Here is a 25,819-nt window from a genome sequence, read left to right on the forward strand (position 1 = left end):
GATGATCCGTAAAATTCAGAATATTTTTAACCTAGGAGTCAAAGAATTACGCAGTTTAGGCCGCGATAAAGCGATGTTAGCTTTGATTGTTTTTGCTTTTACCGTGTCGATTTATTCGTCAGCAACGGTGACACCTGGATCTTTACATAATGCGCCTATTGCGATTGCGGACCAAGATAAATCACAGTTATCAAACCGAATAATCAATAGCTTTTATGCACCTTATTTCTTATCCCCTGTAGATATTACGCCAGACCAAATTGATGGTTTGTTAAACCGTGGTTCATATACGTTTGCATTAGATATTCCACCTAATTTTCAACGTGATGTGCTTGCAGGGCGGCACCCAGAAATTCAAGTCAATATTGATGCAACAAGGATGAGCCAAGCCTTCTTAGGAAATAGTTATATTCAAAATATTACCTTAGGGGAAGTGAATGAATTTTTAGCAAAATACCGTAGTAATGCGAGTTTGCCTGTCGACTTGGAAGTACGCATGCGCTTTAACCCCAATTTGACACAGTCATGGTTCGGTTCTGTCATGGCAATCATTAATAATATTACGATGTTATCGATTGTTTTAACGGGGGCGGCGCTGATCCGCGAGCGGGAACACGGTACAGTCGAGCATTTGATGGTTATGCCTTTAACACCATTTGAAATTATGATGTCGAAAATATGGTCAATGGGGCTGGTGGTACTGATCGCATCCGGTGTTTCCTTAATTTTGGTCGTAAAAACATTGCTACAAGTACCAATCGAAGGGTCTATCTTATTGTTTATGTGTGGGGTGGCCTTGAGTTTATTTGCGACAACGTCGATTGGTATTTTTATGGGGACGATTGCACGCTCCATGCCCCAGTTTGGTTTGTTGATGATCTTAGTGCTATTGCCATTAAATATGCTTTCTGGCGGGATGACTGCGCGAGAAAGTATGCCTCAGCTTGTTCAAGATATTATGTTAACCATGCCGACAACACACTTTGTTAGCCTTGCTCAAGCGATTTTATATCGCGGTGCTGGCTTCCAAATTGTTTGGCCTCAATTTGCAGTTCTTGTTGTGATTGGTGCTGTGTTCTTTTCTCTCGCACTCATTCGTTTTCGTAAAACGATTGCCACCATGGCATAACCTACTGTACATAAAACATCCATTAAAAATAAAACGCTTGCTGAATTGTTCAGTAAGCGTTCTAATGCTTTGCCTATTAATTATATGAACATGATTAGGTTGTGCCTATCAAATCGATAGTAGGTAATGATTGGATTAAGCTGCTGTAAAACAGTAACTTAATAGGCAACCAAACAGGAGAACATCATATGTCATTAATTAATACTCAAATCAAACCATTTACTAACCAAGCATTTAAAGATGGCCAATTCATCGAAGTTTCTGAAAAAGATGTTGCAGGTAAATGGAGCGTTTTCTTCTTCTATCCAGCTGACTTTACCTTTGTTTGCCCAACTGAACTGGGTGACATTGCTGACCATTATGAAGAATTCCAAAAATTAGGTGTTGAAATTTTCTCTGTTTCTACTGACACACATTTCACCCATAAAGCATGGCATGCAAGCTCAGACACTATCGGTAAAATCAAATATGCCATGATCGGTGACCCAACTGGCGCATTAACACGTAACTTTGAAAACATGCGTGAAAACGAAGGCTTAGCAGACCGCGGTACTTTCGTTGTTGACCCACAAGGTATTATTCAGGCAATCGAAATTACTGCTGAAGGTATTGGTCGTGATGCAGCTGACCTGTTACGTAAAGTTAAAGCAGCACAATATGTTGCTAGCCACCCAGGTGAAGTTTGCCCAGCTAAATGGAAAGAAGGTGATGCAACGCTGTCTCCATCTTTGGACTTAGTCGGCAAAATCTAATTAATCTATCTTAATTGATTAATACTGAATAATTCAGGTTGCAGGTGTTTAGGCCTGCAACTTGGATCATGACGGGTATATGTACCCGATTTTATGATAAAAATTAAAGGGGATTACATGCTCGACAATAATTTACAGGCACAGTTGAAAGCCTACTTAGAACGTTTAACTAAACCCGTTGAATTAGTTGCTAATATAGATGACAGCCAAAAATCAAATGAAATCAAACAGCTGTTAGAACAAATTGCATCACTGTCAGATAAAGTCACTGTACGTGAAGAGCGCAATAGCGCACTAAGAACACCGTCTTTTTTAATTACTAACCCAGGTACAGATAGTGGTTTGCGTTTTGCAGGTTCACCTCTGGGACATGAATTTACCTCTCTTGTGCTAGCATTATTGCAAATCGGTGGTCATCCATCGAAAGAAGCGCAAGAGTTATTAGAGCAAGTCAAAGGCCTTGAAGGCGAATTCCACTTTGAAACTTATTACTCTTTATCTTGCCATAACTGCCCAGATGTTGTTCAAGCTCTGAACTTAATGGCAGTTTTAAATCCAAATGTTAGTCATACCGCCATTGATGGCGCGCTTTTCCAAAACGAGATTGATGAACGTAATGTCATGGGCGTTCCTGCGGTTTACCTGAATGGAAAAGAGTTTGGTCAAGGGCGTATGACACTCAGTGAGATTGTGAGCAAAGTTGACACGAATGCCGATGCGCGTGCGGCGAAATCACTGACAGAGCGCGAGCCTTTTGAAGTCCTCGTGATTGGTAGTGGGCCAGCAGGAGCTTCAGCAGCAATCTATACTGCACGTAAAGGGATCCGCACAGGCGTGATAGGCGAGCGTTTTGGTGGCCAAGTCATGGATACGGTTGATATTGAAAACTATATTTCCGTTATCAAAACGGAAGGCGCTATTTTTGCAGGTGCGTTGAAGAACCATGTGGACAGCTATGATGTTGATGTTATTGATGGGCAGTCAGTGACAAAATTGATCCCAGCTGCGCAAGAAGGTGGTTTACACCAAATCGAAACAGCATCAGGCGGGATCTTAAAATCACGCAGTATTATTATTTCAACGGGTGCTCGCTGGAGAAATATGGGCGTTCCAGGGGAACAAGAATACCGGACGAAAGGTGTTACATTCTGCCCACACTGCGATGGCCCATTATTTAAAGGCAAGCGTGTTGCCGTGATTGGCGGTGGTAACTCAGGTATTGAAGCGGCTATTGACCTAGCGGGTGTCGTTGACCATGTGACTGTACTGGAGTTTGCACCAGAACTGAAAGCGGACTCAGTATTACAGCAAAAAGCACGTAGCATGAAAAATGTGGATATTATCGTTAATGCGCAAACCTTAGAAGTAAAAGGTGATGGCAGTAAAATGACCGGCCTTGAGTATAAAGACCGCACTGATGATAGCGTACATTTATTAGAAGTGGCGGGGGCATTCGTACAAATCGGTTTATTGCCTAATACCAATTGGTTAGGCGACACCGTTGCCAGAAACCGTATGGGCGAAATTGAAATTGACGCTCGTAACGAAACCAGTATTAAGGGTATTTTTGCTGCTGGTGACTGTACTACAGTACCTTATAAGCAAATCATTATTTCAGCCGGGGAAGGAGCCAAAGCCGCACTTAGCGCCTTTGATTACCTCATCCGCACAAGTACCAGAACCGCTGAATAGGTGTAATTTACTTTATATTCAGTGAGTTGTAGTCAAAAGGCACTCGGGGGCGAGTGCCTTTTTTTTGTGCATAATCTGTACAAAAAAGGCTCAAAAGTGCCTAAAAGTGTTCAAGTGTGGACAACTTGTGGACGATCTAAACGCTGATTTGGTGGTACTTAGGCTTCAAAGTTATACAAAACTTTAACGGATTCCCAGAATGGAAAGAACTTGGAGCGGCTGAATTGAGAGAAAAAGAAGTTTACATAGCTAACAAATGTAAAGTTAAACTGATCAATCATGTAGATGAAATCATAGCTCCATTACAAGATGCATTAGATTTAGGGATTGCTTTAGAAAGTGAGGAATTACAATTAAGCGCTTGGAAAAAATATCGGGTAATATTAAATCGAGTAGAGACTTCAACTGCGCCGGATATTATTTGGCCAGTTTATCCGTAATATTTTAAGGATGCCTTATGAGTGAAGTCATCCCATTTTATTCTTATTTGGAATAATCATCGGGTAAATCATCAAACATGCGATAATTTCTATTAAAGTCAATTATTTTATTTTGGTTAGGGCAGTCATTTTCAGACAACATATCACAATTACTTTCAATGTTACTTTCTTCTATTCCTGTCCACTGTGAAAATAAAGACATAAAATTTAGCCCACTACGACGACTATTTATCATTTCTTTATACTTAGAATTATAAGATGTGATGAAAAAAGGCACTTCATAGTTTTGTTTATACTTATCACTATGTGCCAATTCATTTTTGTCATATGTTAAAGATAACGCATGATCAGAAAAATACATCATTGACCATTTTGACTTAGTTTTACTTAGATCAGAATATATTTCTGATAACAATTTATCTGTGTTTTTTATACTCTGGACATAACAAGAGAATTTTTTATTTTGATAGAAATGGTCAAACTGCTCCTCTGTTCTGGTGCAAAATGGCGTATGACTTCCCATAAGATGAACAACAATAAGTTTTTTAGGTTCTTGGGAGTTCAAAGCCAATTTAAATTCTGGCAACAATGCATCGTCTGGAGAGACTAATTTATCATCTGAACTTCTTCTTTTAATAAAGAAACTATTATTTGCTCTTCGTCCAATAGCGGCAACTGAGCCGTCATATTCACCAACAAATCCTTGATTAGATAACCAGTAAGTACCAAAACCTGCTTTGTTAGCTAATGTCATGATGTTATTACCGATTTTAGGATATACAGATAAGCTATGTGTTAAAGACGGTTGTGTCGAACTCGCCGCAGATATGTAGTTAGTAAAAAAAGTCCCATTGATTGAGCTCATAAATGGCGTGTTTTGTATTTTAAAACCATATTCTTGCATAAAATCTTTTCGGACACTTTCACCAATAATAATCACGTAAGTATCATATTGGTTATTAACCTCTGTGATCTTAAAAGTGTCATCACTTGTATATAATTCAATCTCATTGATTAAAGAATATACAGAATAAATGAGTTCTGTAAAAAAACGGGTTTCTGGTGTTCCTGAATTAGCCGCTCTCTCATATTTACCACTTAAAGCATATTTTGAGGGAGTGAAGAAAAAAACCACCATTGCGATACTTAATATCGTCTTTTTACGATAATTCATCGGATTGGCTTTAATAAAGCTAACTAAGATTCCAAAAACGAATATTAAGATAGAATAAATAAAATATTTGTTATCTATATTTGATATAAATTCTCGTGATTCTTGTATGTCAGTATAATAAAAGGAAGCAACTGTATTATATGTAGGGGGGCCATAGATCAACCCGACTGGTAAATAAATAGCAGCTAAAATGGTGAAAAATAAAACAACAAAACGGTAGGCGCTATTTTTCACATAAAGCAAACCAATGCTTATAAAAAATATATACAGTGGCTTGAATGGATAGCCCATTACCTTGTGTAACAAAGAAAAGAGAAAGAATAATGCGATAAACTTCAGCATTATTTTGCTTAAAATTACATTTTGTATTTTCTGGATCATAACTCGATTTTTAAAAATTCACTCTTAATTTTTGCCACGTAGGCTAGCACAAATAGAGTAAACGAAACATAACAATAGGATTGAATCTTTAATATAATTAGAAAAATTTATCATTAATTGAGCTGCGTCACTTATTATAAAGTTCTATATAATGGCTATGCTCATGGTTGTTTGTGTTATCGGCAGGATAATGCAAAAGCCCAATGCGCCAGAATCAAAGCCCATCATGACAGCAACAGAGCCCACCATACCGGCCCCTGATAATCCTCTGTTTTTAATGACAGCTTTGGCGGGGGGATTTCTTCTACTTGTCCAAGGTAGGTCTAGCCATCAATAAACAGGTCAAACATAAAAAGTTTTTTAGGCATATCCATAATTCAAACTCCTTAGCCCAGTTGGTCAAAAACAGCGAAATGCTTGGCGCGATAGCCACGATTGGCAGACCGTCAAGCGTACACCGGCGTACAAGCTTATTGGTTAGATTTGAACTACGGCAAACAAAAGAAAACCAGTCTAAAACGCAAGCAAAAGCCCAAAAAAGAGAAGTCGAGCAAAAAAGAGGGCGATTATATCGAGGGTGCCGAGGGTAACGTTTTTGTGATGCGACAAACCTTTAAAAACGAGCAATCCGCTAAACGTGCCGCCGCGGCCAAGTGGTCAAAATTACAAAGGGGCTTAGCAGAATTTAATATTACGTTGGCCGAGGGGCGCGCAGACCTTTACCCTGAAATGCCCGTCACGGTAACCGGTTTTAAACCGACCATTGACAGTCACCAGTGGGTGATTAGCCGAGTGACACACACCATTGACGGGAACGGGTTTATAACTCATTTAGAACTGGAAATAAAAATCAAAGATATTGATATGACGGATGACGAGCAAAACGAAACATAATTGATTATAATAACATCAGGCATACCCATAACCCAAGGTTATAAAATGGCGTTCAATTGTCCAAAGTGTGGCGCTGTGACTTATACCAAAACTAGTAAATCCATGAGTAGTGAAACCCGTAGAAGTTACCACCAATGCCAAAATATGTTGTGTGGTTGTTCTTTTACGACAATAACCTCAGTGGAAATCTATCTAACAAAAACAATCCCACAAGAGTTGCCAGAAGGCTTTGAAATCCCGATGGAAAAGTTACCTAGATCACATCGGGGAGAGAAGCAGATGGAGATGTTTTGATGGTATTAACTATACCCTACATTAGTAGGGTATAGTTAAATCGAACAATTGTATTGTAAATAATCTTTAAGGTGAAATAAAAACGTAAATAAAGATATTTCATTGAGTTATGAATTAACTACCAATCCTCTACAATTCCATTTTCTCTATTGTTAATCGCTTCTCGAAAAATTTCTAATGTTTCTTTTTCTTTATTAGTTAATTTAGTTTCGTCAATTTCACTTATCTTATTTTGTATTGACATAATGTCTAAGAAATTTTCTATATTTTCAAGTTTAATATATTTTGAATTTTTAATTACATAATCGTTAAACCCTTGAGATGATGAATTTTGAATGAATTTAGATAAAACACTTAAACATCCATCAATAGTCTGAGTCTGAATTTGTAACCAGTTTATCACTTTTTTCTTATTACCCCAGCGTTTCCATCGGTACAAGAATGAAACTAGATGTTCATGAGAAATAAGGTCATTAGGGGTATTTTCAGACATATCATCTAATTTAGTCACAAATTCAGCTTTAAGAATATCAAACTCTTCATCTCTAAGTATGTAATCATTATCTTGCTTATTTCTTTTATTTTCTTCTACTTGTAAAATGTGCTCAACTATAGAAATACCTTTAGAAGCTTTAAAGCATTCTAATAACAATTTCCCTCTATCTTCTAAGTTATTAATACGGTTTAAAGTTAAGATAACAAGCCTAGTTGCATGAGTATTAGAACTGAAAATCGTAAATCCAATATGTTTATGGTCAATTTGATCTCCAATGTCTAAAAGACCTTTAATGTAACTTGAACAATTATCTAAGGGAATTTCATCTGAAAATGCTTCAAATTGTGAAAGGGCATTTTTCAAAATATTGCGTTCTTTAAGAGATAAAATAAATGAAGAAAATTTTTCTGAATCATTTGTAAGTTTAAGCATATCTTGTAAATCAGAGTTTGAAAGCTCACCACTTGGGATTGAAAATTGAAAATATTTATCAAAATTAGAAGAATGACAAACCCGCATTTCCTTTAACCACGTTCTAGCATAGCTACCTGCGTACTGTGGCCCTCCTATCGCCCATTCAATTGTTGGGAAAAGTTGCATTATGAGTTTTTTGAGCGATTCTTTTTTTTCTTCAGAAGTATTTTCTAGTATTTCATTGATTAATGAAGCTACGATTTCTTTTTTATTATTGAAATTACTATAATCACTTTCAGTTAATATTTTTTTTGAAATGGAGATTTTTTTATATACATTTGGTTCAAAAACTCTTAAGCATTCAAGAGCCATTAAATCTACAGGATTAACTTCAAAAGTATTTCTACCTTTAAGTAAATTAAAATGAAATGATAGAGTTGAGATATATCTATAAACATTTCTTAAATTATCAAAATATAAACCAAGCGAACCATAAAATAAATTACCCCATCTATTTGAATTAAACATTGCTATAACTGATTTATCTTGTTCAATAATTTTATCTAGCTTATTTAATAATAAATTATGAAGTCGTGAAGTTTCAATTTTAGGGATATCAAAAGGTACTTGAATTATTTTTTCTAGGTAGTTACGACCTTTTTGAGAACCATCATTCATTTTTTCCTCTACTAAATCCCTTTGAAATAGGAGAAGGAAAACAACATTAGGTAGTTCCAGATTTGCTTTTATAAGTTGAAAAATCATTCTCAGTTGAGTGGATGTTAGTCTATCTAAATCATCAATTACAATAATCATAGGTGATTCACGCTCTTGCAATAGACCTGTTAATTCTTGCCTTATCTCACTTAAGTTTTGTTCTTTATTTTTTGCTTTTTCATTAATATTTTCGCTAAATAATTCAAGAAAATCTTTTCCCCATTTCAATACTGCAGCTAAAATACCTAAAGAAGCTAAAATAGTGATACTAGTACTCTTAACCCATTCTTGATTAGAAAAGTTACTTCCAATTCCTATAAAAGTTGCTATGGAAAATAGTACTGGTAGTGCTGCTGAAAACCCTGAAACTAATAATTTCCCTGAATTAAGGTATGAACCATATTTTTTAAAAGTAGCAGCTAACTTTTTGCTAGATTTACTCTTATCCGTTCGACCTATTGAAATTGATATTTCTTGGAAAAATGATTCAAGAATTTTTTCTTGAGCGGCCCATTCCCATGGGGAAAATTCTATAATATTAGGTTTTTTTTCAGTTAGTTCTTTTAACTTAGATAGCGCCATATTTTTAATAGAAGATTTACCAGACCCCCAATCGCCGTGTAAGGCTAGTACTAGACTATCATTACCATGCCAGCTTGCCATTGCATTTGCTAGATCTTCAGAAAATCCTGAACGACCTAATATGTCATCTTCTATTTGTGTTATAGGTCTGTCAGAAGTAAATTCGTATAAATCTTTAGATTTCATATGGTTCTCGTAAAAGTAACAGATATAGAAACTAAGTATTCATCTAATATGCTTTAGTTCCATTAGTATGTTTATATACAGTAAAAATTAACTTATTGTAATTCCTTTATTAATTTTATATGTACATGGAAAATTATGATCTATCAAGAGGCTCAAATGTCATCTACAGAAATTCGTTTGTGAAGTGTATTTTGATAGTCTCTCAAGTATTAATGTAAAGATTAAGATATCTATCAATTAGTTGAAAAATAAGCAAAAATAAAGCCTCTCATCAAAAGAGGCTTTATAAGTGTGGTCAATATGTGGACATCAACCATTGACTAAATCCATTTAAATCAATTGTTTAACTCACTTTTAGAACGCCGCACTTAGCGCATTTGATTACCTAATCCGCACAAGTACCAGAACCGCTGAATAGGTATAATTTACTTTATATTCAGTGAGTTGTAGTCAAAAGGCACTCGGGGCGAGTGCCTTTTTTTTGTGCATAATACTGTGCCACCTTTTATTATTGTAGTTAATTTTAGTTAGTAACTTAGACTGTATGACCTAAGTGTTTTCTAAATGCACTAAATAAATTTATTTCACTAACCAATGTTTAAGTCTTCGAGTCGAATATTCATCCCCTCTAGGAAATTGTCCATATAATATACTTAACATCATGAATTATAATGAAAAATAATATTTCTTAGTTCTTCGTCACATAATTAAAATAAGTGAAATAGATGATCATGAAAATCATTCACGTTCGAAATGAAATTAAGTCGCTTTCACTCAGTCAACAGCTCTGGCATAAATTAGATAACGCGAGCAAGTTAACGTATTTACAACATAAATATTGATGAATGAAAAACGAAAACTTCTAGAAAATCAAGAAGTAAATTTAGTTTCTATCTTAGAATTTAGGGTGTGGCGAGACGATGAACAAAAATTTTACATTTACGATTAAAAGTAGTCTTTTTGATGAAAATTATAATCCTTCTGAAAATACACGTATAACAACTAACTTTGCTAATTTAGCCAGAGGGAAAAATCGCCAAGAAAATTTGCGTAATACGCTTGTCATGATGAACAACCGTTTCAATACATTGGCCTATTGGGATAACCCTAAAAGTGACCGTTATTCAGTCGAGTTGGAAATTATTTCTGTCGAGATGAGTGTTGAAGGGAATGGTCATACTTTCCCCGTGATTGAAATATTAAAAACCAATATTGTTGATCATAAATCGGGCGAGCGAACTGAGGGCATTGTTGGAAATAATTTTTCATCTTATGTACGTGATTATGATTTCAGTGTTTTATTGCTAGATCACAATAAAGACCAAGCCAACTTTAGTATCCCAGAAAACTTTGGTGACTTGCATGGGAATATCTTTAAATATTTTGTGAATTCGGACGAATACAAAGCGCATTTTAGTAAGGCGCCAGTGATATGTTTAAGTGTATCAAATAAAGATATTTACCACCAAACTGGAAATACCCATCCTATATTGGGTATTGAATATCAGCAAAATGGAGCTTCATTAACGGATCAATATTTTAAAAAGATGGGGTTACAGGTTCGTTATTTCATGCCTAAAAATAGTGTTGCACCGTTGGCATTTTATTTTACGGGAGACTTGCTGAGCGATTACAGCAATATTGAATTGATTAGCACAATCAGCACGATGGAAACATTCCAGAAGATTTATCGGCCAGAGATTTACAATGCGAACTCTGTGGCGGGGCCATGTTACCAACCGAGTTTGACGAACCAAGACTATTCATTAACAAAAATTGTTTATGACCGCGAAGAACGTAGCCGATTGGCTATTGAGCAGGGGAAATATACAGAAGAACACTTTATTGAACCCTATAAGCATATTCTAGAGCAATGGTCTGCTAACTACGCGCTTTGATTAATTATAAAAATTTAAGGTCAATTATTATGAAAACATTATTACCAACATCTACCGCTGGCAGTTTACCCAAACCTTCTTGGCTTGCTCAGCCTGAGACGCTTTGGTCTCCTTGGAAGTTGGAAAACGAAGAACTTGTAGAGGGAAAACAAGACGCACTGCGTTTATCCTTAGAAGATCAACTGCGCGCAGGAATTGATATTGTTAGCGATGGTGAACAAACGCGTCAGCACTTTGTGACGACATTTATTGAGCATCTCAGTGGCGTTGATTTTGAAAAGCGAGAAGTGGTTAAAATTCGCGATCGCTATGATGCGAGCGTGCCGACAGTGGTTGGAGCGGTTGAACGTCAAAAACCTGTTTTTGTGGAAGATGCTAAATTTTTACGTAAGTTAACGAACCAGCCGATAAAATGGGCGCTTCCTGGCCCGATGACAATGATTGATACACTGTATGATAACCATTACAAAAGTCGTGAAAAACTGGCATGGGAATTTGCTAAGATTTTGAATCAAGAGGCAAAAGAGCTTGAAGCTGCAGGGGTTGATATTATTCAATTTGACGAGCCTGCTTTTAATGTGTTTTTTGATGAAGTGAACGATTGGGGTGTAGCTGCATTAGAAAGAGCCATTGAAGGGCTAAAATGTGAAACCGCAGTTCATATTTGTTATGGATACGGCATCAAAGCCAATACTGATTGGAAGAAGACACTGGGTTCTGAGTGGCGGCAATATGAAGAGGCTTTCCCAAAACTACAAACCTCAAATATTGATATTATCTCTTTAGAATGTCATAACTCTCATGTTCCTATGGACTTAATTGAACTTATTCGTGGTAAAAAAGTGATGGTGGGGGCGATTGACGTAGCGAGCAATATCATCGAAACACCAGAGGAAGTCGCTAATACATTACGTAAAGCGCTCCAATTTGTCGATGCCGACAATCTTTATCCATCCACTAACTGTGGCATGGCTCCGTTATCTCGTCGTGTTGCAACTGGTAAGCTTAATGCATTAAGTGCTGGTGCTGAGATTATCCGCAGAGAATTGTTGAATAAGTAATTTAAGTATAAATTAACGAATAAAAGGACCCAGAGTTGATGGAGTACCCTATAAAGTTGGGACTTCATGGTACCTGGGTTTTTTTGTTGTTTTGAGTTTCTTTTTTTGCTCTAAACTGAGGTATATTAGGCGTATTATCTCAAAATTACTATTTTCAACAGGAATATCGGCAATGGCTTTGATCCCTAAAAACTATGCGCGATTAGAAAGTGGCTATCGTGAAAAAGCACTTAAAATTTACCCATGGGTTTGTGGACGCTGTACCCGCGAGTTTGTGTATTCAAATTTGCGTGAATTAACCGTGCATCATATCGACCATGATCATACCAATAACCCAGAAGATGGCAGCAATTGGGAGCTGTTATGTCTATTTTGTCATGATCATGAACATTCTAAGTACACCGAAGCTGAAATGTATGGCACGAATGTCGTGGCAGGGGAAGATGCGCAAAATGACGTTGAGGCAGCAACTTATAACCCGTTTGCTGACTTGAAATCGATGTTAAATAAGAAAAAATAAGTCTCATTGTAAATTCAGTCGATTATATCAAAAAGCACTCTATTGAGTGCTTTCTTGTGCGAGTTTAAATCCGTATTGGTTGTTAATGTATATCCTCATGACTGCGGTATATGAGCGATAATTCAGGGTGATGCCATAGACTTGCAGGAGTCACTGTTTTACGTTCCCACGGAATTTGTCCAATAAACCATAATTTCCAAAAATTTAATTTTGCATTCGGGTTTTTAGTTAATAATTCTTTGAAGGTTTCTAATTCCCCTATTTGAACTGATAACGCAGATTGATAAATATCGAAAACAAACTTTGAACAAAACTGCCTAGAAGACTCATAATTAAATCCAGTGTGATAAAACTTATTTAAACGAGCAGGAACTTCGGAAACTAATGCAGATTTTTGTTCATTGGTTAATGTATGTGTAAATCGACGTACGCTGTAACGTTTATCAGATGAACGGGCAATAAAGCGAGATAAGGTCGTGGTTGTTGAAAGCGGAACGCGACTTTCTGCAATCAAGTAGTCTTCGCCATTATGGCCGACAATCATACCAACATGGTTACTCCAACATAAAGAAGCCGAGGCTATTTGCCTAAACAGCTCGGTTCCAATACTGGTAAAGACAACATCGCCAACTTCGTACTCATGGGGATAATTTATTTTTGTCATAAAAGTACCTCAATATAAACAATGCTATTAAGGTACAGTTATAAAGACTAGAAGAATTCTCGCTATCGGATAAACGCTGAAAATCATTCTTGTTTAACTAGGGTATATATTAGTCAATTGTTCACTAAGTAATTTTATATTGCTAATTATCTCGTCTTCGCAATGAGCAGCATAGCCAAATAGAATTGCATTTTGGTGAGAACTTTGAATACAGTAGCGCGATAACGGTTGTGCTCCAAAGCCTAACAGACGGCATTGGTTAAGGATCACGTTAGTATCATAACCGTCTTTAACCCAACAGACAGTATGAATGCCTGAATCCGTCATTTGTACATTAAATAGGTGAGGGAGATAGTGATTAATGGCATTGATAAACGTATTTTGCCTATCGTAGCATATCTTCCGTATTTTTCTGACATGGCGTGCATAGTGGCCTTCTTGGATAAACTGGGCTAAAGCGGCCTGTTCTAAATAACCACAATGGCTATCGCTATAATATTTCATCATGGTGAATGCTTCACTCAGAATTTCTGGCACAATTAAGAAACCTAAACGAAAGCCAGGATACATCATTTTAGAAAACGTCCCTGCATAAATAACACGTTGATGATTATCTAAGCCTTGTAGCGCTTGAATTGGCTTTGATAAAAAGCGAAATTCACTGTTGTAGTCATCTTCAAAAATCCATGCGTTGTTTTGTTGTGCCCAATCCAATAATGCTAAACGCCGCGGTAAGCTGAGGGTTGTGCCTAGCGGAAACTGGTGAGAAGGCGTGGTATAAATTAATTTTGCTGTTTCATGGTGTTTTGCACCGTAGGCAATATCCATTCCTTCCCTGTCAGATGAAATAGCAGCAATATCAGCACCTGCAGCGGTGAAAATAGCTCTGGCGCTATCATAACCAGGGTCATCTAACCATACTTTGTCCCCTTGCTGTAATAAGATTTTTGCTACTAAATTAATGGCTTGTTGCGTCCCATTAACAATAATAATTTGTTGTGGTTTGCAGTGAACCCCGCGAGTCGAACGGACGTAATCTACCAATAAGTTTTTTAGCGGTGTATATCCATCAGGATGATTAAAATGTGCAATAGTCTGTTTGGATTTACGCCAAACACGGCCTAGTAGTCTTCCCCATAATTCATGTGGAAATTGGTCAACACAGCCAATACCAATATTAAACATTTGGTACTTGTTGGTGTCCGGGCGCGATTTTTCCCATAAGTTCGTTAAAGTAGAAACTTTAGGATTCAGATTTAATGCAGGATATCTAGATTGGTCATTCTGCTTAGTACTATCTATGGTACCAACTAATTCATCAGGAATGTGGGGAGAAACATAAGTTCCCGAGCCTTTTTTTGAATAAATATATCCTTCATCAATTAATCGTTCAAACCCAGCAATGACCGAGTTTCGTGAGATCGACATCATTTCGGCTAATGCTCTAGAGGAGGGGAGTTTAATGCCGACAGCAATACGACCATCTAAAATAGCGTTACGTATTGTGTGATAAACATTTTCCTTAATATAGCCTTCTTCAAGTAAAAGTAATGGAAACTGTGCATGCTGTTGGCGTCGCATAAAGTGGATCCTAAATAAATAACAAAAGTGTCTCTTATACAGAGCCAGATTGCTATGTACTATAGCGCCATTATGTAATATGTCTACAAATGGAAGGGTTATTATGAATAAAACGGCATTACCAGTGACAGTCGAATTTGTTACTCCTGATCATTACTCAGCATGGTTAGTATATTGGTTGGAATACCAAAAATTTTATAAAGTCGATTTAAGTGAAGAAATTACCTTAAAAGCATGGGCGCGTTTTTTTGATGAGAATGAACCGATGTATTGTGCTGTTGCACTTGAAAATGGCAAAGTTGTTGGCTTTGTGAATTATTTATTTCACCGGTCAACATGGGCTGAAAATGATTTTTGCTACCTTGAAGATTTATATGTGACGCCAGAAATGAGAGGGCGGCATGTCGGGAAGCAATTAATTGAATTTGTGCATGCACAAGCACAAGAAAAACAATGTGGCCGCTTATATTGGCATACACAAGAAACCAATCTACGTGGGCAAAAACTGTATAACTGGGTGGCAGAAAAACCTGGTGTGATTGAATATAGGATGCCTTTGTAATAGAGCTCAGCAGTATATTCTATATTTTAATAAAATATTGGCAGGCCCGCGGTTTAACAACAACGGGCTTTTCTGTTTTATCAGAAAATAAGCAAAAATTAGAGTGTTAAATTGGCTAGTTGGCTTCTAATGTCCATTAATGCGAAACCGAGCAGATTTAACCCTTTCCATGTTAATGGGTTTTCAATATTTTCAGCATCCTCAGCAAGGCCTATTCCCCATATTTTATCGACAGGGCTAGCTTCAACGAGCACGCGCTCATTTGTGGAGAGTAAAAATTGTCCCAATTCTTTATTCTGAGAAAATTTTGCCATATTAGCCGTAACGACAATAGCGAAACGATTTTCATCCCAAACATCTTGCTTAAACCCACGAACTTCACGGCCAAATACTTTAGCCGCTCCAGGATTTGGTGCATAAATAATTTTATCCAGCGTTTCTAAATCGCCAAATAAGCGTGCTTTCTCGGCCATCATAAAATGTTCTGCACTGGCAAAGCGGTGGTTATTGACAATAAATGGGGAAGGGTACCATTGGCTGAAACAGCTTTTTGTTATTTGATTTTGTTTGGCTTGGTGGCCCCAGAAGAAAACATATTTAAATTTTTTCCCTGAGCGATATTGTTTGCAGAGGCTTGTGATATCCATAAATTAAACTTTATTAAGTAATAATATTCTTAGCTTATCGATAATAAAAAGATTTGGGTATCAGAAAAACCTGCTTAGCATGCTAAGCAGGTAATAAAACTAAAGTACTTTACTTAAAAATTCCGCAGTTCGTGGGTTTTTAGGTGCAGTAAAGAGTTGTTCTGGTGTGCCTTCTTCTTGAATAATACCTTGGTCAATGAACATGACTCGGTCAGCAACTTCACGCGCAAATCCCATTTCATGGGTGACGATGACCATCGTCATACCTTCATTTGCAAGAGTTTTCATCACGGAAAGTACTTCACCAACTAATTCGGGGTCAAGTGCAGATGTCGGCTCATCAAATAACAGAATAGATGGCTGCATGGCTAACGCTCGGGCAATCGCAACTCGTTGCTGCTGCCCTCCAGATAAACTGGCTGGCCATGCATCAATTTTATCTAACAGTCCTACTTTGATCAGGAGTTGCTCAGCTTGCTTAAGCGCCACTTCCTTTTTTATACCTTTCACTAAGGTAGGGGCCATCATCAAGTTTTCTAACACAGTCATATGAGGGAATAGGTTAAAACGCTGAAACACCATCCCCACATTTTCCCTCATCTTATTTAAATCAGTTTTAGGATCATGAACGTCAAAGCCATTGACTTTAATCTCACCGCCATCTGGACGTTCTAGTGCATTTAAACAGCGTAGAAAGGTGCTTTTTCCTGAACCAGAAGGGCCAATGACACAAATCACTTCTTGAGGTTTAACTTCGCAAGAAATGCCTCTGAGTACATGGGCATCACCAAATTTCTTTTGTAAATTATTAACGTAAATCACTTCTGCCCAACCTTCTTTCCATATATTGCACCAACTGAGCAAGTATAAATGTCAGCATCCAATAAATCACAGATATCGTTAAGTAGGGTTCCCAGTAAGTTGCATAAGCACCGGATACAGTTCTCGCTGCATAGGCGAGATCTGCCAAGCCGATAGCGGAAGCGAGGGAGGAATCTTTAACAATCGCGATGGCATTATTTCCCAGTGGGGGAAGAATGCGCCGGAAAGCTTGCGGAAGAATAACCTTACGCATTGTTTTTGCCCAACTCATGCCAAGAGCACGAGAAGCCTCCATTTGTCCTTTATCAATGGACTGAATACCCGCACGGAAAATTTCAGAGACATAAGCTCCTGAGTTTAAAGTAATTGCAATGACACAAGATAGAAATGCACCGTAATCTGAGCGGAGCATTTTAGCGGTGTCAACGGACATTATCCCAGATGTAACAAATAACCCATCACGAGGGTTAATAAACAGTGGCACTAAGGCAAAGTGAACAACCATTATTTGAACGAATAATGGAGTACCACGGAAGGCACTGACATAGAAGCGAACCGGCCACTGTACAAAATAATGTAAAATAGGTTTCCAAATTCCTTGTTCAGCTTTGGCCGTTCTTCCTAAGCCGAGGGTTAACCCCCATAGTGAGCCTAAAATAACGCAGATGATGGTCGCTTTTATCGTCATCATTGCGCCTTCAGCAAATAATGGAGCGTATTCTTCAATTATTTCCCAACGAAACGCAGACATCTTAATTTTCACCCTGATTTATAACGTGAAAAAGCCATCCAAGGATGGCCTTAAGTTAGATTAAATTATTGTTTTGGTAATTGAGGAACGTTTTCATCAAACCATTTTTGGTAAATTTTATTGTATGTACCGTCTTCGATGATCTTATTTAAGCCGTTATTTATCTTTTGCTGTAATTCACTATTTCCTTTAGCGACAGCAATACCAAAATATTGTTTTTCGAAATGGTTATCGTAGATCAGTTTAAATTTTTTCTCAGGGTGGGTTTTTATGTAGTATTTAATGACACCGACATCACCAACCGCAGCGTCAATGCCATCTTCGAACAGTTCTTGTAATAAAAGCGGAGTATTGTCAAAACGTTTGATTGCTGTGCTGTTTTTACCTATTACATCAGAAACAACAATATCACCAGTGCTGGAGTTCACGACGCCCACATTCAGGTCTTTTAAGCTATTTAAGTCTTTTACATCAGAGGTTTCGCTGATGACGATCGCTTGCTCAGCAGGGAAATAAGGGTTAGAGAAATCAACCATGTTTTTGCGTTTATCTGTAATCGTGATCCCTGAAATTAAGATATCTCGATCACCAGACGACAAGGTTGCAAAAATCCCTTCCCAAGGTGTATTGACAAGCTTAACGTCAAAACCTTCTGCTTCTGCAACCGCTTTAATGATGTCAATATCAAAGCCTTCAAGCTGTTTCTGGCTATTTTCATATTCGAATGGGCGGTAAGTCCCGCCAGCACCAACGGTATAGCTTTCTTTTGCGTAAACATTCCCGGCGAAGGCTGCTAATGACATACAGCCAGCAAAAACTAATTTCTTAAACATACCAACCTCTTTAATTATGCATTTATAGTGAATAAAAATACATAATATTTCCGTTGCAGGCAAATGATTTTTATATAGCGAAGTGAGATAATTTTAGGGTTTAATTTTTTATGGGTGGAAAAATATTCATTTAAAGATAAATAAGTGAAAGTTGATTAAATCGAAAATAAATTGAGAAAAGGAAAATATAGGAATAGCGCTTTTTTTACCTATCAGTTACAAAAATTTAACGATAGACTGATTAACAAACTTACTCAATACTCGAATAAAAACAGATTACGCTCTCATGGATAAGATTCTATTAGTTTTGTGGCCATTATTTGCTCTCATTGCAATGGGATTTGTATTACGACGTTCGACAATATTCGCGACTGATTTTTGGCCGAGTGCGGAAAAATTAAACTACTTTATTTTGTTTCCCGCACTGTTAATTAACAGTTTAGCCACCGCGCCTTTAGATAATCCTAAATTACCCTATCTAGCGAGTGCTATCCTTTGTGTTTTAGCGATTAGCTCTGCGCTAACTCTAGGTTATAAATATTTATTCAAAATACCTATCCCGAGGTTTGGTGCGTATATCCAAGGAATTACGCGGTTTAATACTTATTTAGGGTTGGCTATTGTTGCTGATTTATTTGGCAAAGAAGGGATCGCTATTGCTGCGGTAATTATGGCTGTTTTGGTGCCAAGCTGTAATGTCATTGCGGTACTTTCGTTATCTTCGGGGCAAAAGGTTTCAGTTAAGCAAATTTTATTGCCGATCATAAAAAATCCATTAATCATTTCCTGTGTCGTTGGTGTGTTATTAAATATATCACCTATCGGATTGCCATTTGGCTCTGACCAATTTTTAAAATTACTCGCAGCCGCCAGCTTGCCACTGGGGTTAATATGTATTGGAGCCGCATTACAAACAGCAACGCTAAGAAATGAATTTAAACCTATTATGGCATCGACATTGCTACGTTTATTTCTTATGCCTATTTTAGCGGTAACAGTGGCGGGGCTATTTTCGTTGCCAAATCTTGAAACCATCCTATTAGTACTATTTTTTGCTATCCCTACGGCGCCAACAGCCTATATTTTAACGCGTCAGTTAAATGGGGACAGCCAACTAATGGCAGGTATAATTACATTACAAACCGTGGCAGCGGTGTTCACATTACCAATTATTCTATCCTTTGTAGTGCATTGATCATGATAATAAATGCATTGCTGAAGATATAAGTACATTAATCGCAATATATTTTGCAACTGTCACATTGATACTCTATGTTATCGGAGATGATTTTATCTGATGATGAGGAGTTGTGTGTGTCTTTGGAAAAATGCCAGAAATATGAAAACTTATCTATTGACGATGTTTTAGATAAACTTTCGTTGTTATATCGCAATGCAATTGATTCATTAAGAGATGCTATCGCTATTTATGTAGAAGAAGGCCGCATACCAGATATTACTGAAAGGGATAATGGGTTATTTGCTTACCCTGAGCTGTGTGTTACATGGGAAGGGAAAGTCGACCACTGCGAAAAAACACGTGCTTATGCACGCTTTGTTAAACGCGGTAATTACACCATTACGGTGACTCAGCCAGAGCTATTTCGTGCTTATTTAGCTGAGCAACTGTCTATTTTGCAGCAAGATTATGATGTCACTTTTGCTGTTCGCCCTTCAAAAATTGAAATTCCTTATCCTTTTGTCATTGATGGTTCAGATTTAGTGTTGGATAGGAGTATAAGCAGTCATTTAGCTGCACATTTTCCGATAACCGATTTATCTCATATCAGCGATGATATTACAGATGGTTTGTACTCTGCTACGGATGAAATGCCGCTGTCTCATTTTGATGCATTGCGTGTGGATTTTTCATTAGCGCGTTTGAAACACTATACAGGAACCCCTCCTGAACATGTCCAACCGTACATTTTATTCACCAATTATAATCGCTATGTCGATGAATTTGTGAATTGGGCATGTGAGCAGGTCCGTGATCCTGAAAGTCGTTATATTGCATTATCTTGTGTAGGACATAATTATTTAACTGCTGAGAATGCAGACCCACAAATTGCCACTTCTGATTTAACCTGGAAAAAATTTCAAATGCCTGCATATCATCTAATCGCTAGAGATGGTGCAGGAATTACTTTAGTGAATATTGGTGTTGGGCCTTCAAATGCAAAGAATATTTGCGATCATTTAGCCGTTTTACGACCACATGCTTGGTTGATGATTGGCCATTGTGGCGGGTTAAGAGAAAGCCAAAAAATTGGCGATTATGTTTTGGCCCATGCTTATTTGCGTGATGACCATATTCTTGATGATGTATTACCGCCAGATATTCCTATTCCAAGTATAGCGGAAGTCCAGCGCGCCTTATATGACGCAACAAAACAAGTTAGTAATATGCCTGGGGAATTGGTAAAACAACGTCTCAGAACAGGAACCGTTGTTACAACCGATGACAGAAATTGGGAATTACGTTTTTTTGCAACAGCTCGCCGTTTTAACTTAAGCCGCGCGGTCGCAGTGGATATGGAAAGTGCCACAATTGCAGCTCAGGGTTATCGTTTCAGGGTTCCCTATGGCACGCTGTTATGTGTTTCTGATAAACCATTGCATGGCGAGATTAAATTACCCGGTCAAGCCAACAGTTTTTATGAAGGTGCAATCTCAGAACACTTGCAAATAGGTATTCGTGCTATTGATTTATTAAGGCAAGAAGGGGATAAATTACACTCAAGGAAATTGAGAACATTTGATGAACCCCCATTTAGATAGCAAGGAGATGCAATCAATGGCTGTAATACCTGTGCTTGAAACAGAAAGATTGATATTAAATAAACATCAAGTGAGTGATTTTCCTGCACTTGCGAAATTATGGGCAACTGAGTCGATGGTTCGCTACATTGGTGGTATGCCATCTAGCGACCGCGAATCATGGATGCGCATGCTAGCTTATGGTGGTTTATGGCCGTTATTAGGATTTGGTTATTGGGCTGTCCGTGAAAAAGCAAGTGGCCAGTATATTGGTGATTTAGGGTTTGCTGATTTCCATCGCATGGTTGAACCCCAAGTTAAAGGTATTCCAGAAGCGGGTTGGGTCATTGCACCTGAATTTCAAGGAAAAGGTTACGCAACAGAAGCAATGCAGGCCGCATTGTCTTGGCTAGTAAAAGAAAATAAGTTCCGGCAATCTATTTGTTTTATTGAGCCGAGGAACTTAGCCTCTTTACGGGTGGCTGAAAAGTTGGGTTACGTAGTTGACCGTGAAATTTTTATGAATGGCGCAATCACGGTATTATTACGGCAACAATTAGCTTAAGTTGTGAATGTTAGAGCGGGTTATAATTTCATGCATGATGAACTGGATATTTCTCAAGTTAGCCAATTATCAGGTCTAGCGGCATCAACCTTACGTTATTATGAAGAAAAAGGGTTGATTAAACCGATTGGGCGCAAGGGGTTAAAACGGGTTTATCACGGGAAAGATGTTATCACCCGCTTATCTTTAATTGCATTAGGGCAAGAAGCTAAATTTACACTCGACGAAATTGCTATCATGCTCAATCATAAGGATGGCCCTAATATTGAACGTGCGAGCTTACTTGAAAAAGCTGAAGAAATTGAGCAAACCATACAGGGGTTATTAGCCTTAAAAAAGGGTATTTTGCATATTGCGAACTGCCCTGAAGAAAATCACTTTTTATGCCCTAATTTTCAAAAAATTATGGAAAACAGCTTAAAATTAAACTCACTAAAGAAAAGTCAGCGTTAAACATTATCCCACCATTGATAATAATCAATCCTATTTTAAAGCATAGAATGGGATTTATTCTCTGGTTACACTCCTAAGATTACCGTCACCATTTTAGGAAAGTTATGACTAACCATTTTCTTGCATTTGAGAAACCCATCGTTGAACTCAATGACAAAATTGAAGCGCTTATTGCTTTCAAACAAAAAGGGCATCCTTCAGAAATAAAGTTAGAAGAAGAGATCATGCTCTTGAAAAAAAAGAGTCATTCGCTGACGAAAACGATATTTGCATCTCTTGGGGCATGGGAAATTGTCCAGTTAGCTAGACATCCACTAAGGCCTTATCCCCTTGATTATATTTCATTGATATTTACTGAATTTCAAGAGCTAGCAGGTGACCGCGCTTTTGCTGATGATAAGGCGCTGGTGGGAGGGCTTGCTCGTTTGGATGGTAGGTCTGTTATGGTGCTGGGGCAACAAAAAGGGCGTACAACAAAAGAGAAAGTTATGCGTAATTTTGGTATGCCGTCGCCAGAAGGCTACCGTAAAGCACTCCGTTTAATGAAAATGGCAGAACGTTTCCATTTACCTATTTTGGTATTTATTGATTCTGCTGGGGCTTACCCCGGTGTTGGCGCTGAGGAGCGAGGGCAAGCAGAAGCAATTGCACGCAATATCATGGAAATGTCACATTTAAAAACCCCCATTATTTGTGTTATTACAGGTGAAGGTTGTTCTGGCGGTGCATTAGGAATTGGTGTTGGCGATCGTATTAATATGTTGGAATACAGCACGTATGCAGCGATATCCCCGGAAGGTTGCGCTTCTATTTTGTGGAAAGATCCCCAAAAGGCACAAATTGCAGCGGAAGCAATGGGTATGACCGCGCCACGGTTAAAAGAGCTTGGTATTATCGATACTATTATTTCTGAGCCCTTGGGGGGAGCACACCGCGACTATCAATTAGCTGCACAACAATTAAAACAACAGTTACTGACTGATTTAAATGAACTAACTCAATTAGATATGGAAGTATTGTTGGCGGAACGGTATCAAAAAATAATGGATTTTGGTTACTGCTAATGCTATTAGTTCAGGTTAATAGAAAACTGTAGGGGTTAAATATGGCTGTTGACCTGAATTTATTGAAAGTGTTTATTGCTGTTGTGACACAAGGGAGTTTTGCCAATGCAGCAAAGTTACTTTCAATGCCGACATCGAATGTGAGTCGTTATATTAAACAGCTGGAGCAACAACTTAATAGCCAATTAATTGAACGCACAACCCGGCAAATGCGGTTGACCGAGACGGGAAACATTTTATTTGAGCAAAGTCAAAAGCTAGTCAGTGAATTAGAACAGGTTGTGGTGCAAATTTGTTATCCACAGCAAATTACGGGAACGTTACGGCTAACTATTCCGAGTGAATCTGGTAGTTTATTGTTAGCTGATTTATTAGCAAAATTTGCATTGTCCCACCCACAATTGAATATTCATTGTGATACTCAATTAATCCCCCAAGATGTCATTAGTGATGATATAGATCTATTACTCACTTTTCATCGTGGTCATCTTGAAGACAGTAGTTATCATTCACGCCTGGTTAAATCATGGCAAAGCGTTGTGGTAGCAGCTCCTCAGTTAATTGAAAAAGTGGGAAAACCACGTTCATATACTGATTTAGCCAGTATGCCGTGCATTTCGAGTTTGAGTGCGTTACAGGGGCAACCGTGGATATTTATTGATTCATCTGGCTTGCAGAAAAAAGTGATAATTAACAGTAACTACCGAGTGAATAGTGGCGCACTGGCTTATGCTGCTGCAATGAATGGGATCGGTTATGCCATTCTGGCATTAGAAGCATGCGCAGAGCAGATTAAACAGAAGAAATTAGTGCGCATAGAATTCGATGAAGTATCGCCAGCGCCAATAGAACTTCGTGCAGTTTATGCGAGTCGTAGTGCATTATCGCCGAAGATAGACGCTTTTTTACAGTATTTGTTAGCAAATATTTAGTTATGCTAAGCGTGGATCAACGCTAAAATCCAGTGGTTTAACCGTCCGTATGGCTTTTTGAAATTGCGGATGCAACGGGTTGATTATTGCGTTGTATTCATAGGGAATAATACAAGAGGGAATTAACAATACTAAGCTATCTTGGTTATTAAGCCATGTAGTGCCAATATCCATTGTAGAGGTTGACGCTGGGTCTTGCTGCCAATCCGTTGGAAGGTGGTCTAACGACAATTTCATTACGTACTTATCATTGATATCTATGGATAGTAAACTGAACTGGTTTAATAGTATGTCTTGATTGATGTGTACGAGTATTTCAAGGGTTGCTAATGAAATACTCGTCGATGTATAAACAGCGGGAGTCCCTTTATGATTCCAACGCCCACCATAGAGCATAGCCCCTTGGCCCGACCATGCATCGTGAGCAAAACTGGATTTAACCAACCGATATAGGATCATGAGAATACACCATGTTCAATACGGCCAATTAAATCAATCACTTCAATGGCTCCGCTTTCTGTTGCGATAAGCTCAATAGGGCGTAAATGACCCAAGCCTTTCACTGGGTGATTGAGCCAATCACTTGCTGCGTGTTTATCACCATTAAATAAACGCACTGCGGCATCAAATACCCTTACTAGACGTGCAATTCGTTCACTTTCATCAGCATTTAGGGGCTGGCCAGCATTTTTGCGACGAGCGATATTGCGTTCATTGATACCAGATATCCGCAATAGTTCTGCTTTGCTCACCCCTGACCACTCTTGGATATTGTCTAAGACAGAGACAGATAGGCCTTGACGTAAATAATGGGTTAATTCAATACCCCTTTCAGCGGGTAACCCGACATGGCGCCATAGTGGCTTAAAAGCAGAAGCTGCGGGTTGAAGCGGCGTTGTGGGGATATAGTTTCTCATTTGAACCTCCTGACATTTGTCACCTTCATTATAGACAAATGTCAGGGGGATGTAAAATAAACGAATAAAAAACGAGCAGGATACGGTTACTTATCACCACGTAGGCGAATTGTCAGGCCTTTTAGGAAGTAACGCAGTAATTGGTCTCCACATTCTCGGTAGTTTTTATGACCTGGTTTGCGAAATACAGCGTTAAGTTCAGGCTTAGATACACGAAAGTCAACAAGCTGATAAATTTCAATCATATCTGTATCTTTTAATTCAAAAGCCACGCGTAATTTTTTGAGCATAATATTGTTATTAAGGCGGCTATCAACTTCAGGTGCGGGATGATTTTCATCTTTTCCACGACGGTGATAAATTAAACCGTTTAGAAAATGCCCCATGACATTGTCGTTACATTCAACATATTCAGGCTCATTATCTTTTTTTAACCAAGCCACCATTTCTTCTTTTGTAACATCCAAATCTGCAAGTTTTACGATTTTAACCATTTGGGCGTCACTTAAGTCCAACATATAGCGAACGCTGCGTAAAACATAATTATTAAGCATGGTATTGTATTATCCATTATCTATAAAAGTTAATTGGCTATTTATTGAGTAAGGCCAATAAAGTATTCACTATGACAATCAATG

At 37.9% G+C, this 25,819-nt stretch carries 26 protein-coding genes and 1 pseudogene; 16 read left to right on the top strand and 11 right to left on the bottom strand.

Going from position 1 to position 25,819, the window contains the following annotated elements:
• Window positions 1–4: 4 nt before the first annotated feature.
• The 4 genes from PSF67_RS13675 to PSF67_RS13690 all read left to right on the top strand — a co-directional run bounded on the left by PSF67_RS13675 (window position 5) and on the right by PSF67_RS13690 (window position 4,013).
• Window positions 5–1,129 (top strand): ABC transporter permease, encoded by a 1,125-nt coding sequence (locus tag PSF67_RS13675; RefSeq protein WP_168222884.1) that lies wholly within the window; start codon window positions 5–7, stop codon window positions 1,127–1,129.
• Window positions 1,130–1,317: 188 nt separating this feature from the next.
• Window positions 1,318–1,881 carry an alkyl hydroperoxide reductase subunit C gene (ahpC, locus tag PSF67_RS13680; protein ID WP_166267479.1) on the top strand — a complete coding sequence of 188 codons (564 nt, stop codon included), beginning with the start codon at window positions 1,318–1,320 and terminating at the stop codon, window positions 1,879–1,881.
• A 117-nt stretch (window positions 1,882–1,998) separates the two neighbouring features.
• The gene (ahpF, locus tag PSF67_RS13685) at window positions 1,999–3,573 is read left to right on the top strand and encodes an alkyl hydroperoxide reductase subunit F (protein ID WP_166267477.1); all 1,575 of its coding nucleotides are present in this window, start codon (window positions 1,999–2,001) and stop codon (window positions 3,571–3,573) included.
• Window positions 3,574–3,746: 173 nt separating this feature from the next.
• A complete protein-coding gene (locus PSF67_RS13690) occupies window positions 3,747–4,013 on the top strand; it encodes a tail fiber assembly protein (RefSeq protein ID WP_272677183.1) in 267 nt (88 codons plus the stop codon).
• 43 nt (window positions 4,014–4,056) lie between these two features.
• On the opposite strand, the gene PSF67_RS13695 is transcribed toward PSF67_RS13690, so the two are convergent.
• Window positions 4,057–5,568 (bottom strand): phosphoethanolamine transferase, encoded by a 1,512-nt coding sequence (locus PSF67_RS13695; RefSeq protein WP_272677092.1) that lies wholly within the window; start codon window positions 5,566–5,568, stop codon window positions 4,057–4,059.
• Between the two features lie 432 nt (window positions 5,569–6,000).
• Between PSF67_RS13695 and PSF67_RS13700 the strand changes: the two are divergent.
• Window positions 6,001–6,462 (top strand): annotated as a pseudogene (locus PSF67_RS13700) (phage late control D family protein); the annotation flags it as partial.
• Window positions 6,463–6,507: 45 nt separating this feature from the next.
• The gene (locus PSF67_RS13705) at window positions 6,508–6,756 is read left to right on the top strand and encodes an ogr/Delta-like zinc finger family protein (protein ID WP_272677093.1); all 249 of its coding nucleotides are present in this window, start codon (window positions 6,508–6,510) and stop codon (window positions 6,754–6,756) included.
• 118 nt (window positions 6,757–6,874) lie between these two features.
• Here PSF67_RS13705 and PSF67_RS13710 read toward each other — a convergent pair whose 3' ends face one another.
• Window positions 6,875–9,151, bottom strand: a complete 2,277-nt coding sequence (locus tag PSF67_RS13710; RefSeq protein WP_272677094.1) for a KAP family P-loop NTPase fold protein — start codon at window positions 9,149–9,151, stop codon at window positions 6,875–6,877.
• 920 nt (window positions 9,152–10,071) lie between these two features.
• On the opposite strand from PSF67_RS13710, the gene PSF67_RS13715 reads away from it, so the two are divergent.
• The 3 genes from PSF67_RS13715 to yajD all read left to right on the top strand — a co-directional run bounded on the left by PSF67_RS13715 (window position 10,072) and on the right by yajD (window position 12,630).
• Window positions 10,072–11,049 carry a DUF1852 domain-containing protein gene (locus PSF67_RS13715; protein WP_102140676.1) on the top strand — a complete coding sequence of 326 codons (978 nt, stop codon included), beginning with the start codon at window positions 10,072–10,074 and terminating at the stop codon, window positions 11,047–11,049.
• Window positions 11,050–11,078: 29 nt separating this feature from the next.
• Window positions 11,079–12,110, top strand: a complete 1,032-nt coding sequence (locus PSF67_RS13720) for a methionine synthase (RefSeq protein ID WP_206276375.1) — start codon at window positions 11,079–11,081, stop codon at window positions 12,108–12,110.
• 172 nt (window positions 12,111–12,282) lie between these two features.
• Complete coding sequence (yajD, locus tag PSF67_RS13725) at window positions 12,283–12,630, top strand: HNH nuclease YajD (protein WP_102140678.1); 348 nt, start codon at window positions 12,283–12,285, stop codon at window positions 12,628–12,630.
• A gap of 82 nt (window positions 12,631–12,712) precedes the next feature.
• Here yajD and PSF67_RS13730 read toward each other — a convergent pair whose 3' ends face one another.
• Complete coding sequence (locus PSF67_RS13730; protein WP_166267473.1) at window positions 12,713–13,294, bottom strand: YebB family permuted papain-like enzyme; 582 nt, start codon at window positions 13,292–13,294, stop codon at window positions 12,713–12,715.
• A 93-nt stretch (window positions 13,295–13,387) separates the two neighbouring features.
• Complete coding sequence (pdxR, locus tag PSF67_RS13735; protein WP_206276377.1) at window positions 13,388–14,875, bottom strand: MocR-like pyridoxine biosynthesis transcription factor PdxR; 1,488 nt, start codon at window positions 14,873–14,875, stop codon at window positions 13,388–13,390.
• 103 nt (window positions 14,876–14,978) lie between these two features.
• Here pdxR and PSF67_RS13740 point away from each other — a divergent pair, with 103 nt between their 5' ends.
• Window positions 14,979–15,437 (top strand): GNAT family N-acetyltransferase, encoded by a 459-nt coding sequence (locus PSF67_RS13740; RefSeq protein ID WP_166267469.1) that lies wholly within the window; start codon window positions 14,979–14,981, stop codon window positions 15,435–15,437.
• A 98-nt stretch (window positions 15,438–15,535) separates the two neighbouring features.
• Here the strand turns inward: PSF67_RS13740 and PSF67_RS13745 are convergent, their stop codons facing one another.
• From PSF67_RS13745 to PSF67_RS13760, 4 genes are all read right to left on the bottom strand, one after another.
• Window positions 15,536–16,084 carry an NADAR family protein gene (locus PSF67_RS13745; RefSeq protein ID WP_272677096.1) on the bottom strand — a complete coding sequence of 183 codons (549 nt, stop codon included), beginning with the start codon at window positions 16,082–16,084 and terminating at the stop codon, window positions 15,536–15,538.
• A gap of 99 nt (window positions 16,085–16,183) precedes the next feature.
• On the bottom strand, window positions 16,184–16,906 hold the full coding sequence (locus tag PSF67_RS13750; RefSeq protein ID WP_102140355.1) for an amino acid ABC transporter ATP-binding protein: 723 nt from the start codon (window positions 16,904–16,906) through the stop codon (window positions 16,184–16,186).
• Complete coding sequence (locus tag PSF67_RS13755; protein ID WP_102140354.1) at window positions 16,893–17,657, bottom strand: amino acid ABC transporter permease; 765 nt, start codon at window positions 17,655–17,657, stop codon at window positions 16,893–16,895. The genes PSF67_RS13750 and PSF67_RS13755 overlap by 14 nt, the downstream gene beginning before the upstream one ends.
• A 65-nt stretch (window positions 17,658–17,722) precedes the next feature.
• On the bottom strand, window positions 17,723–18,490 hold the full coding sequence (locus PSF67_RS13760; protein WP_102140353.1) for a basic amino acid ABC transporter substrate-binding protein: 768 nt from the start codon (window positions 18,488–18,490) through the stop codon (window positions 17,723–17,725).
• A gap of 286 nt (window positions 18,491–18,776) precedes the next feature.
• Between PSF67_RS13760 and PSF67_RS13765 the strand changes: the two genes are divergently transcribed.
• From PSF67_RS13765 to PSF67_RS13790, 6 genes are all read left to right on the top strand, one after another.
• Complete coding sequence (locus PSF67_RS13765) at window positions 18,777–19,685, top strand: AEC family transporter (protein WP_272677098.1); 909 nt, start codon at window positions 18,777–18,779, stop codon at window positions 19,683–19,685.
• 125 nt (window positions 19,686–19,810) lie between these two features.
• Window positions 19,811–21,271: an AMP nucleosidase gene (locus PSF67_RS13770; RefSeq protein ID WP_425326956.1), complete on the top strand. Its 1,461-nt coding sequence runs from the start codon at window positions 19,811–19,813 to the stop codon at window positions 21,269–21,271.
• Window positions 21,252–21,815 (top strand): GNAT family N-acetyltransferase, encoded by a 564-nt coding sequence (locus tag PSF67_RS13775; RefSeq protein WP_102140350.1) that lies wholly within the window; start codon window positions 21,252–21,254, stop codon window positions 21,813–21,815. Before PSF67_RS13770 ends, PSF67_RS13775 begins: the two co-directional genes overlap by 20 nt.
• A 30-nt stretch (window positions 21,816–21,845) precedes the next feature.
• Window positions 21,846–22,268 (top strand): helix-turn-helix domain-containing protein, encoded by a 423-nt coding sequence (locus PSF67_RS13780; RefSeq protein ID WP_102140349.1) that lies wholly within the window; start codon window positions 21,846–21,848, stop codon window positions 22,266–22,268.
• 104 nt (window positions 22,269–22,372) lie between these two features.
• On the top strand, window positions 22,373–23,332 hold the full coding sequence (accA, locus tag PSF67_RS13785; protein ID WP_102140348.1) for an acetyl-CoA carboxylase carboxyl transferase subunit alpha: 960 nt from the start codon (window positions 22,373–22,375) through the stop codon (window positions 23,330–23,332).
• Window positions 23,333–23,373: 41 nt separating this feature from the next.
• A complete protein-coding gene (locus tag PSF67_RS13790; RefSeq protein ID WP_102140347.1) occupies window positions 23,374–24,264 on the top strand; it encodes a LysR family transcriptional regulator in 891 nt (296 codons plus the stop codon).
• Here the strand turns inward: PSF67_RS13790 and PSF67_RS13795 are convergent, their stop codons facing one another.
• The 3 genes from PSF67_RS13795 to PSF67_RS13805 form a co-directional block, all read right to left on the bottom strand.
• Window positions 24,265–24,723, bottom strand: coding sequence for an RES family NAD+ phosphorylase (locus PSF67_RS13795; RefSeq protein ID WP_272677100.1), 459 nt, complete (start codon window positions 24,721–24,723; stop codon window positions 24,265–24,267). It abuts the gene before it with no gap.
• Complete coding sequence (gene parS, locus PSF67_RS13800; RefSeq protein ID WP_210848088.1) at window positions 24,720–25,181, bottom strand: type II RES/Xre toxin-antitoxin system antitoxin; 462 nt, start codon at window positions 25,179–25,181, stop codon at window positions 24,720–24,722. Before parS ends, PSF67_RS13795 begins: the two co-directional genes overlap by 4 nt.
• 86 nt (window positions 25,182–25,267) lie before the next feature.
• Window positions 25,268–25,735: a DUF1456 family protein gene (locus PSF67_RS13805; RefSeq protein WP_102140344.1), complete on the bottom strand. Its 468-nt coding sequence runs from the start codon at window positions 25,733–25,735 to the stop codon at window positions 25,268–25,270.
• Window positions 25,736–25,819 lie beyond the last annotated feature (84 nt).

This window comes from Providencia sp. PROV076, from assembly GCF_028483405.1.
Lineage (GTDB): Bacteria > Pseudomonadota > Gammaproteobacteria > Enterobacterales > Enterobacteriaceae > Providencia > Providencia huaxiensis.

Coding starts and splice junctions, on each gene's coding strand:
- ahpC (WP_166267479.1), top strand. CDS start 1,318: ATGTCATTAATTAATACTCAAATCAAACCATTTACTAACCAAGCATTT.
- ahpF (WP_166267477.1), top strand. CDS start 1,999: ATGCTCGACAATAATTTACAGGCACAGTTGAAAGCCTACTTAGAACGT.
- PSF67_RS13695 (WP_272677092.1), bottom strand. CDS start 5,568: ATGATCCAGAAAATACAAAATGTAATTTTAAGCAAAATAATGCTGAAG.
- PSF67_RS13705 (WP_272677093.1), top strand. CDS start 6,508: ATGGCGTTCAATTGTCCAAAGTGTGGCGCTGTGACTTATACCAAAACT.
- PSF67_RS13710 (WP_272677094.1), bottom strand. CDS start 9,151: ATGAAATCTAAAGATTTATACGAATTTACTTCTGACAGACCTATAACA.
- PSF67_RS13715 (WP_102140676.1), top strand. CDS start 10,072: ATGAACAAAAATTTTACATTTACGATTAAAAGTAGTCTTTTTGATGAA.
- PSF67_RS13720 (WP_206276375.1), top strand. CDS start 11,079: ATGAAAACATTATTACCAACATCTACCGCTGGCAGTTTACCCAAACCT.
- yajD (WP_102140678.1), top strand. CDS start 12,283: ATGGCTTTGATCCCTAAAAACTATGCGCGATTAGAAAGTGGCTATCGT.
- PSF67_RS13730 (WP_166267473.1), bottom strand. CDS start 13,294: ATGACAAAAATAAATTATCCCCATGAGTACGAAGTTGGCGATGTTGTC.
- pdxR (WP_206276377.1), bottom strand. CDS start 14,875: ATGCGACGCCAACAGCATGCACAGTTTCCATTACTTTTACTTGAAGAA.
- PSF67_RS13740 (WP_166267469.1), top strand. CDS start 14,979: ATGAATAAAACGGCATTACCAGTGACAGTCGAATTTGTTACTCCTGAT.
- PSF67_RS13745 (WP_272677096.1), bottom strand. CDS start 16,084: ATGGATATCACAAGCCTCTGCAAACAATATCGCTCAGGGAAAAAATTT.
- PSF67_RS13755 (WP_102140354.1), bottom strand. CDS start 17,657: ATGTCTGCGTTTCGTTGGGAAATAATTGAAGAATACGCTCCATTATTT.
- PSF67_RS13760 (WP_102140353.1), bottom strand. CDS start 18,490: ATGTTTAAGAAATTAGTTTTTGCTGGCTGTATGTCATTAGCAGCCTTC.
- PSF67_RS13765 (WP_272677098.1), top strand. CDS start 18,777: ATGGATAAGATTCTATTAGTTTTGTGGCCATTATTTGCTCTCATTGCA.
- PSF67_RS13775 (WP_102140350.1), top strand. CDS start 21,252: ATGAACCCCCATTTAGATAGCAAGGAGATGCAATCAATGGCTGTAATA.
- PSF67_RS13780 (WP_102140349.1), top strand. CDS start 21,846: ATGCATGATGAACTGGATATTTCTCAAGTTAGCCAATTATCAGGTCTA.
- accA (WP_102140348.1), top strand. CDS start 22,373: ATGACTAACCATTTTCTTGCATTTGAGAAACCCATCGTTGAACTCAAT.
- PSF67_RS13790 (WP_102140347.1), top strand. CDS start 23,374: ATGGCTGTTGACCTGAATTTATTGAAAGTGTTTATTGCTGTTGTGACA.
- PSF67_RS13795 (WP_272677100.1), bottom strand. CDS start 24,723: ATGATCCTATATCGGTTGGTTAAATCCAGTTTTGCTCACGATGCATGG.
- parS (WP_210848088.1), bottom strand. CDS start 25,181: ATGAGAAACTATATCCCCACAACGCCGCTTCAACCCGCAGCTTCTGCT.
- PSF67_RS13805 (WP_102140344.1), bottom strand. CDS start 25,735: ATGCTTAATAATTATGTTTTACGCAGCGTTCGCTATATGTTGGACTTA.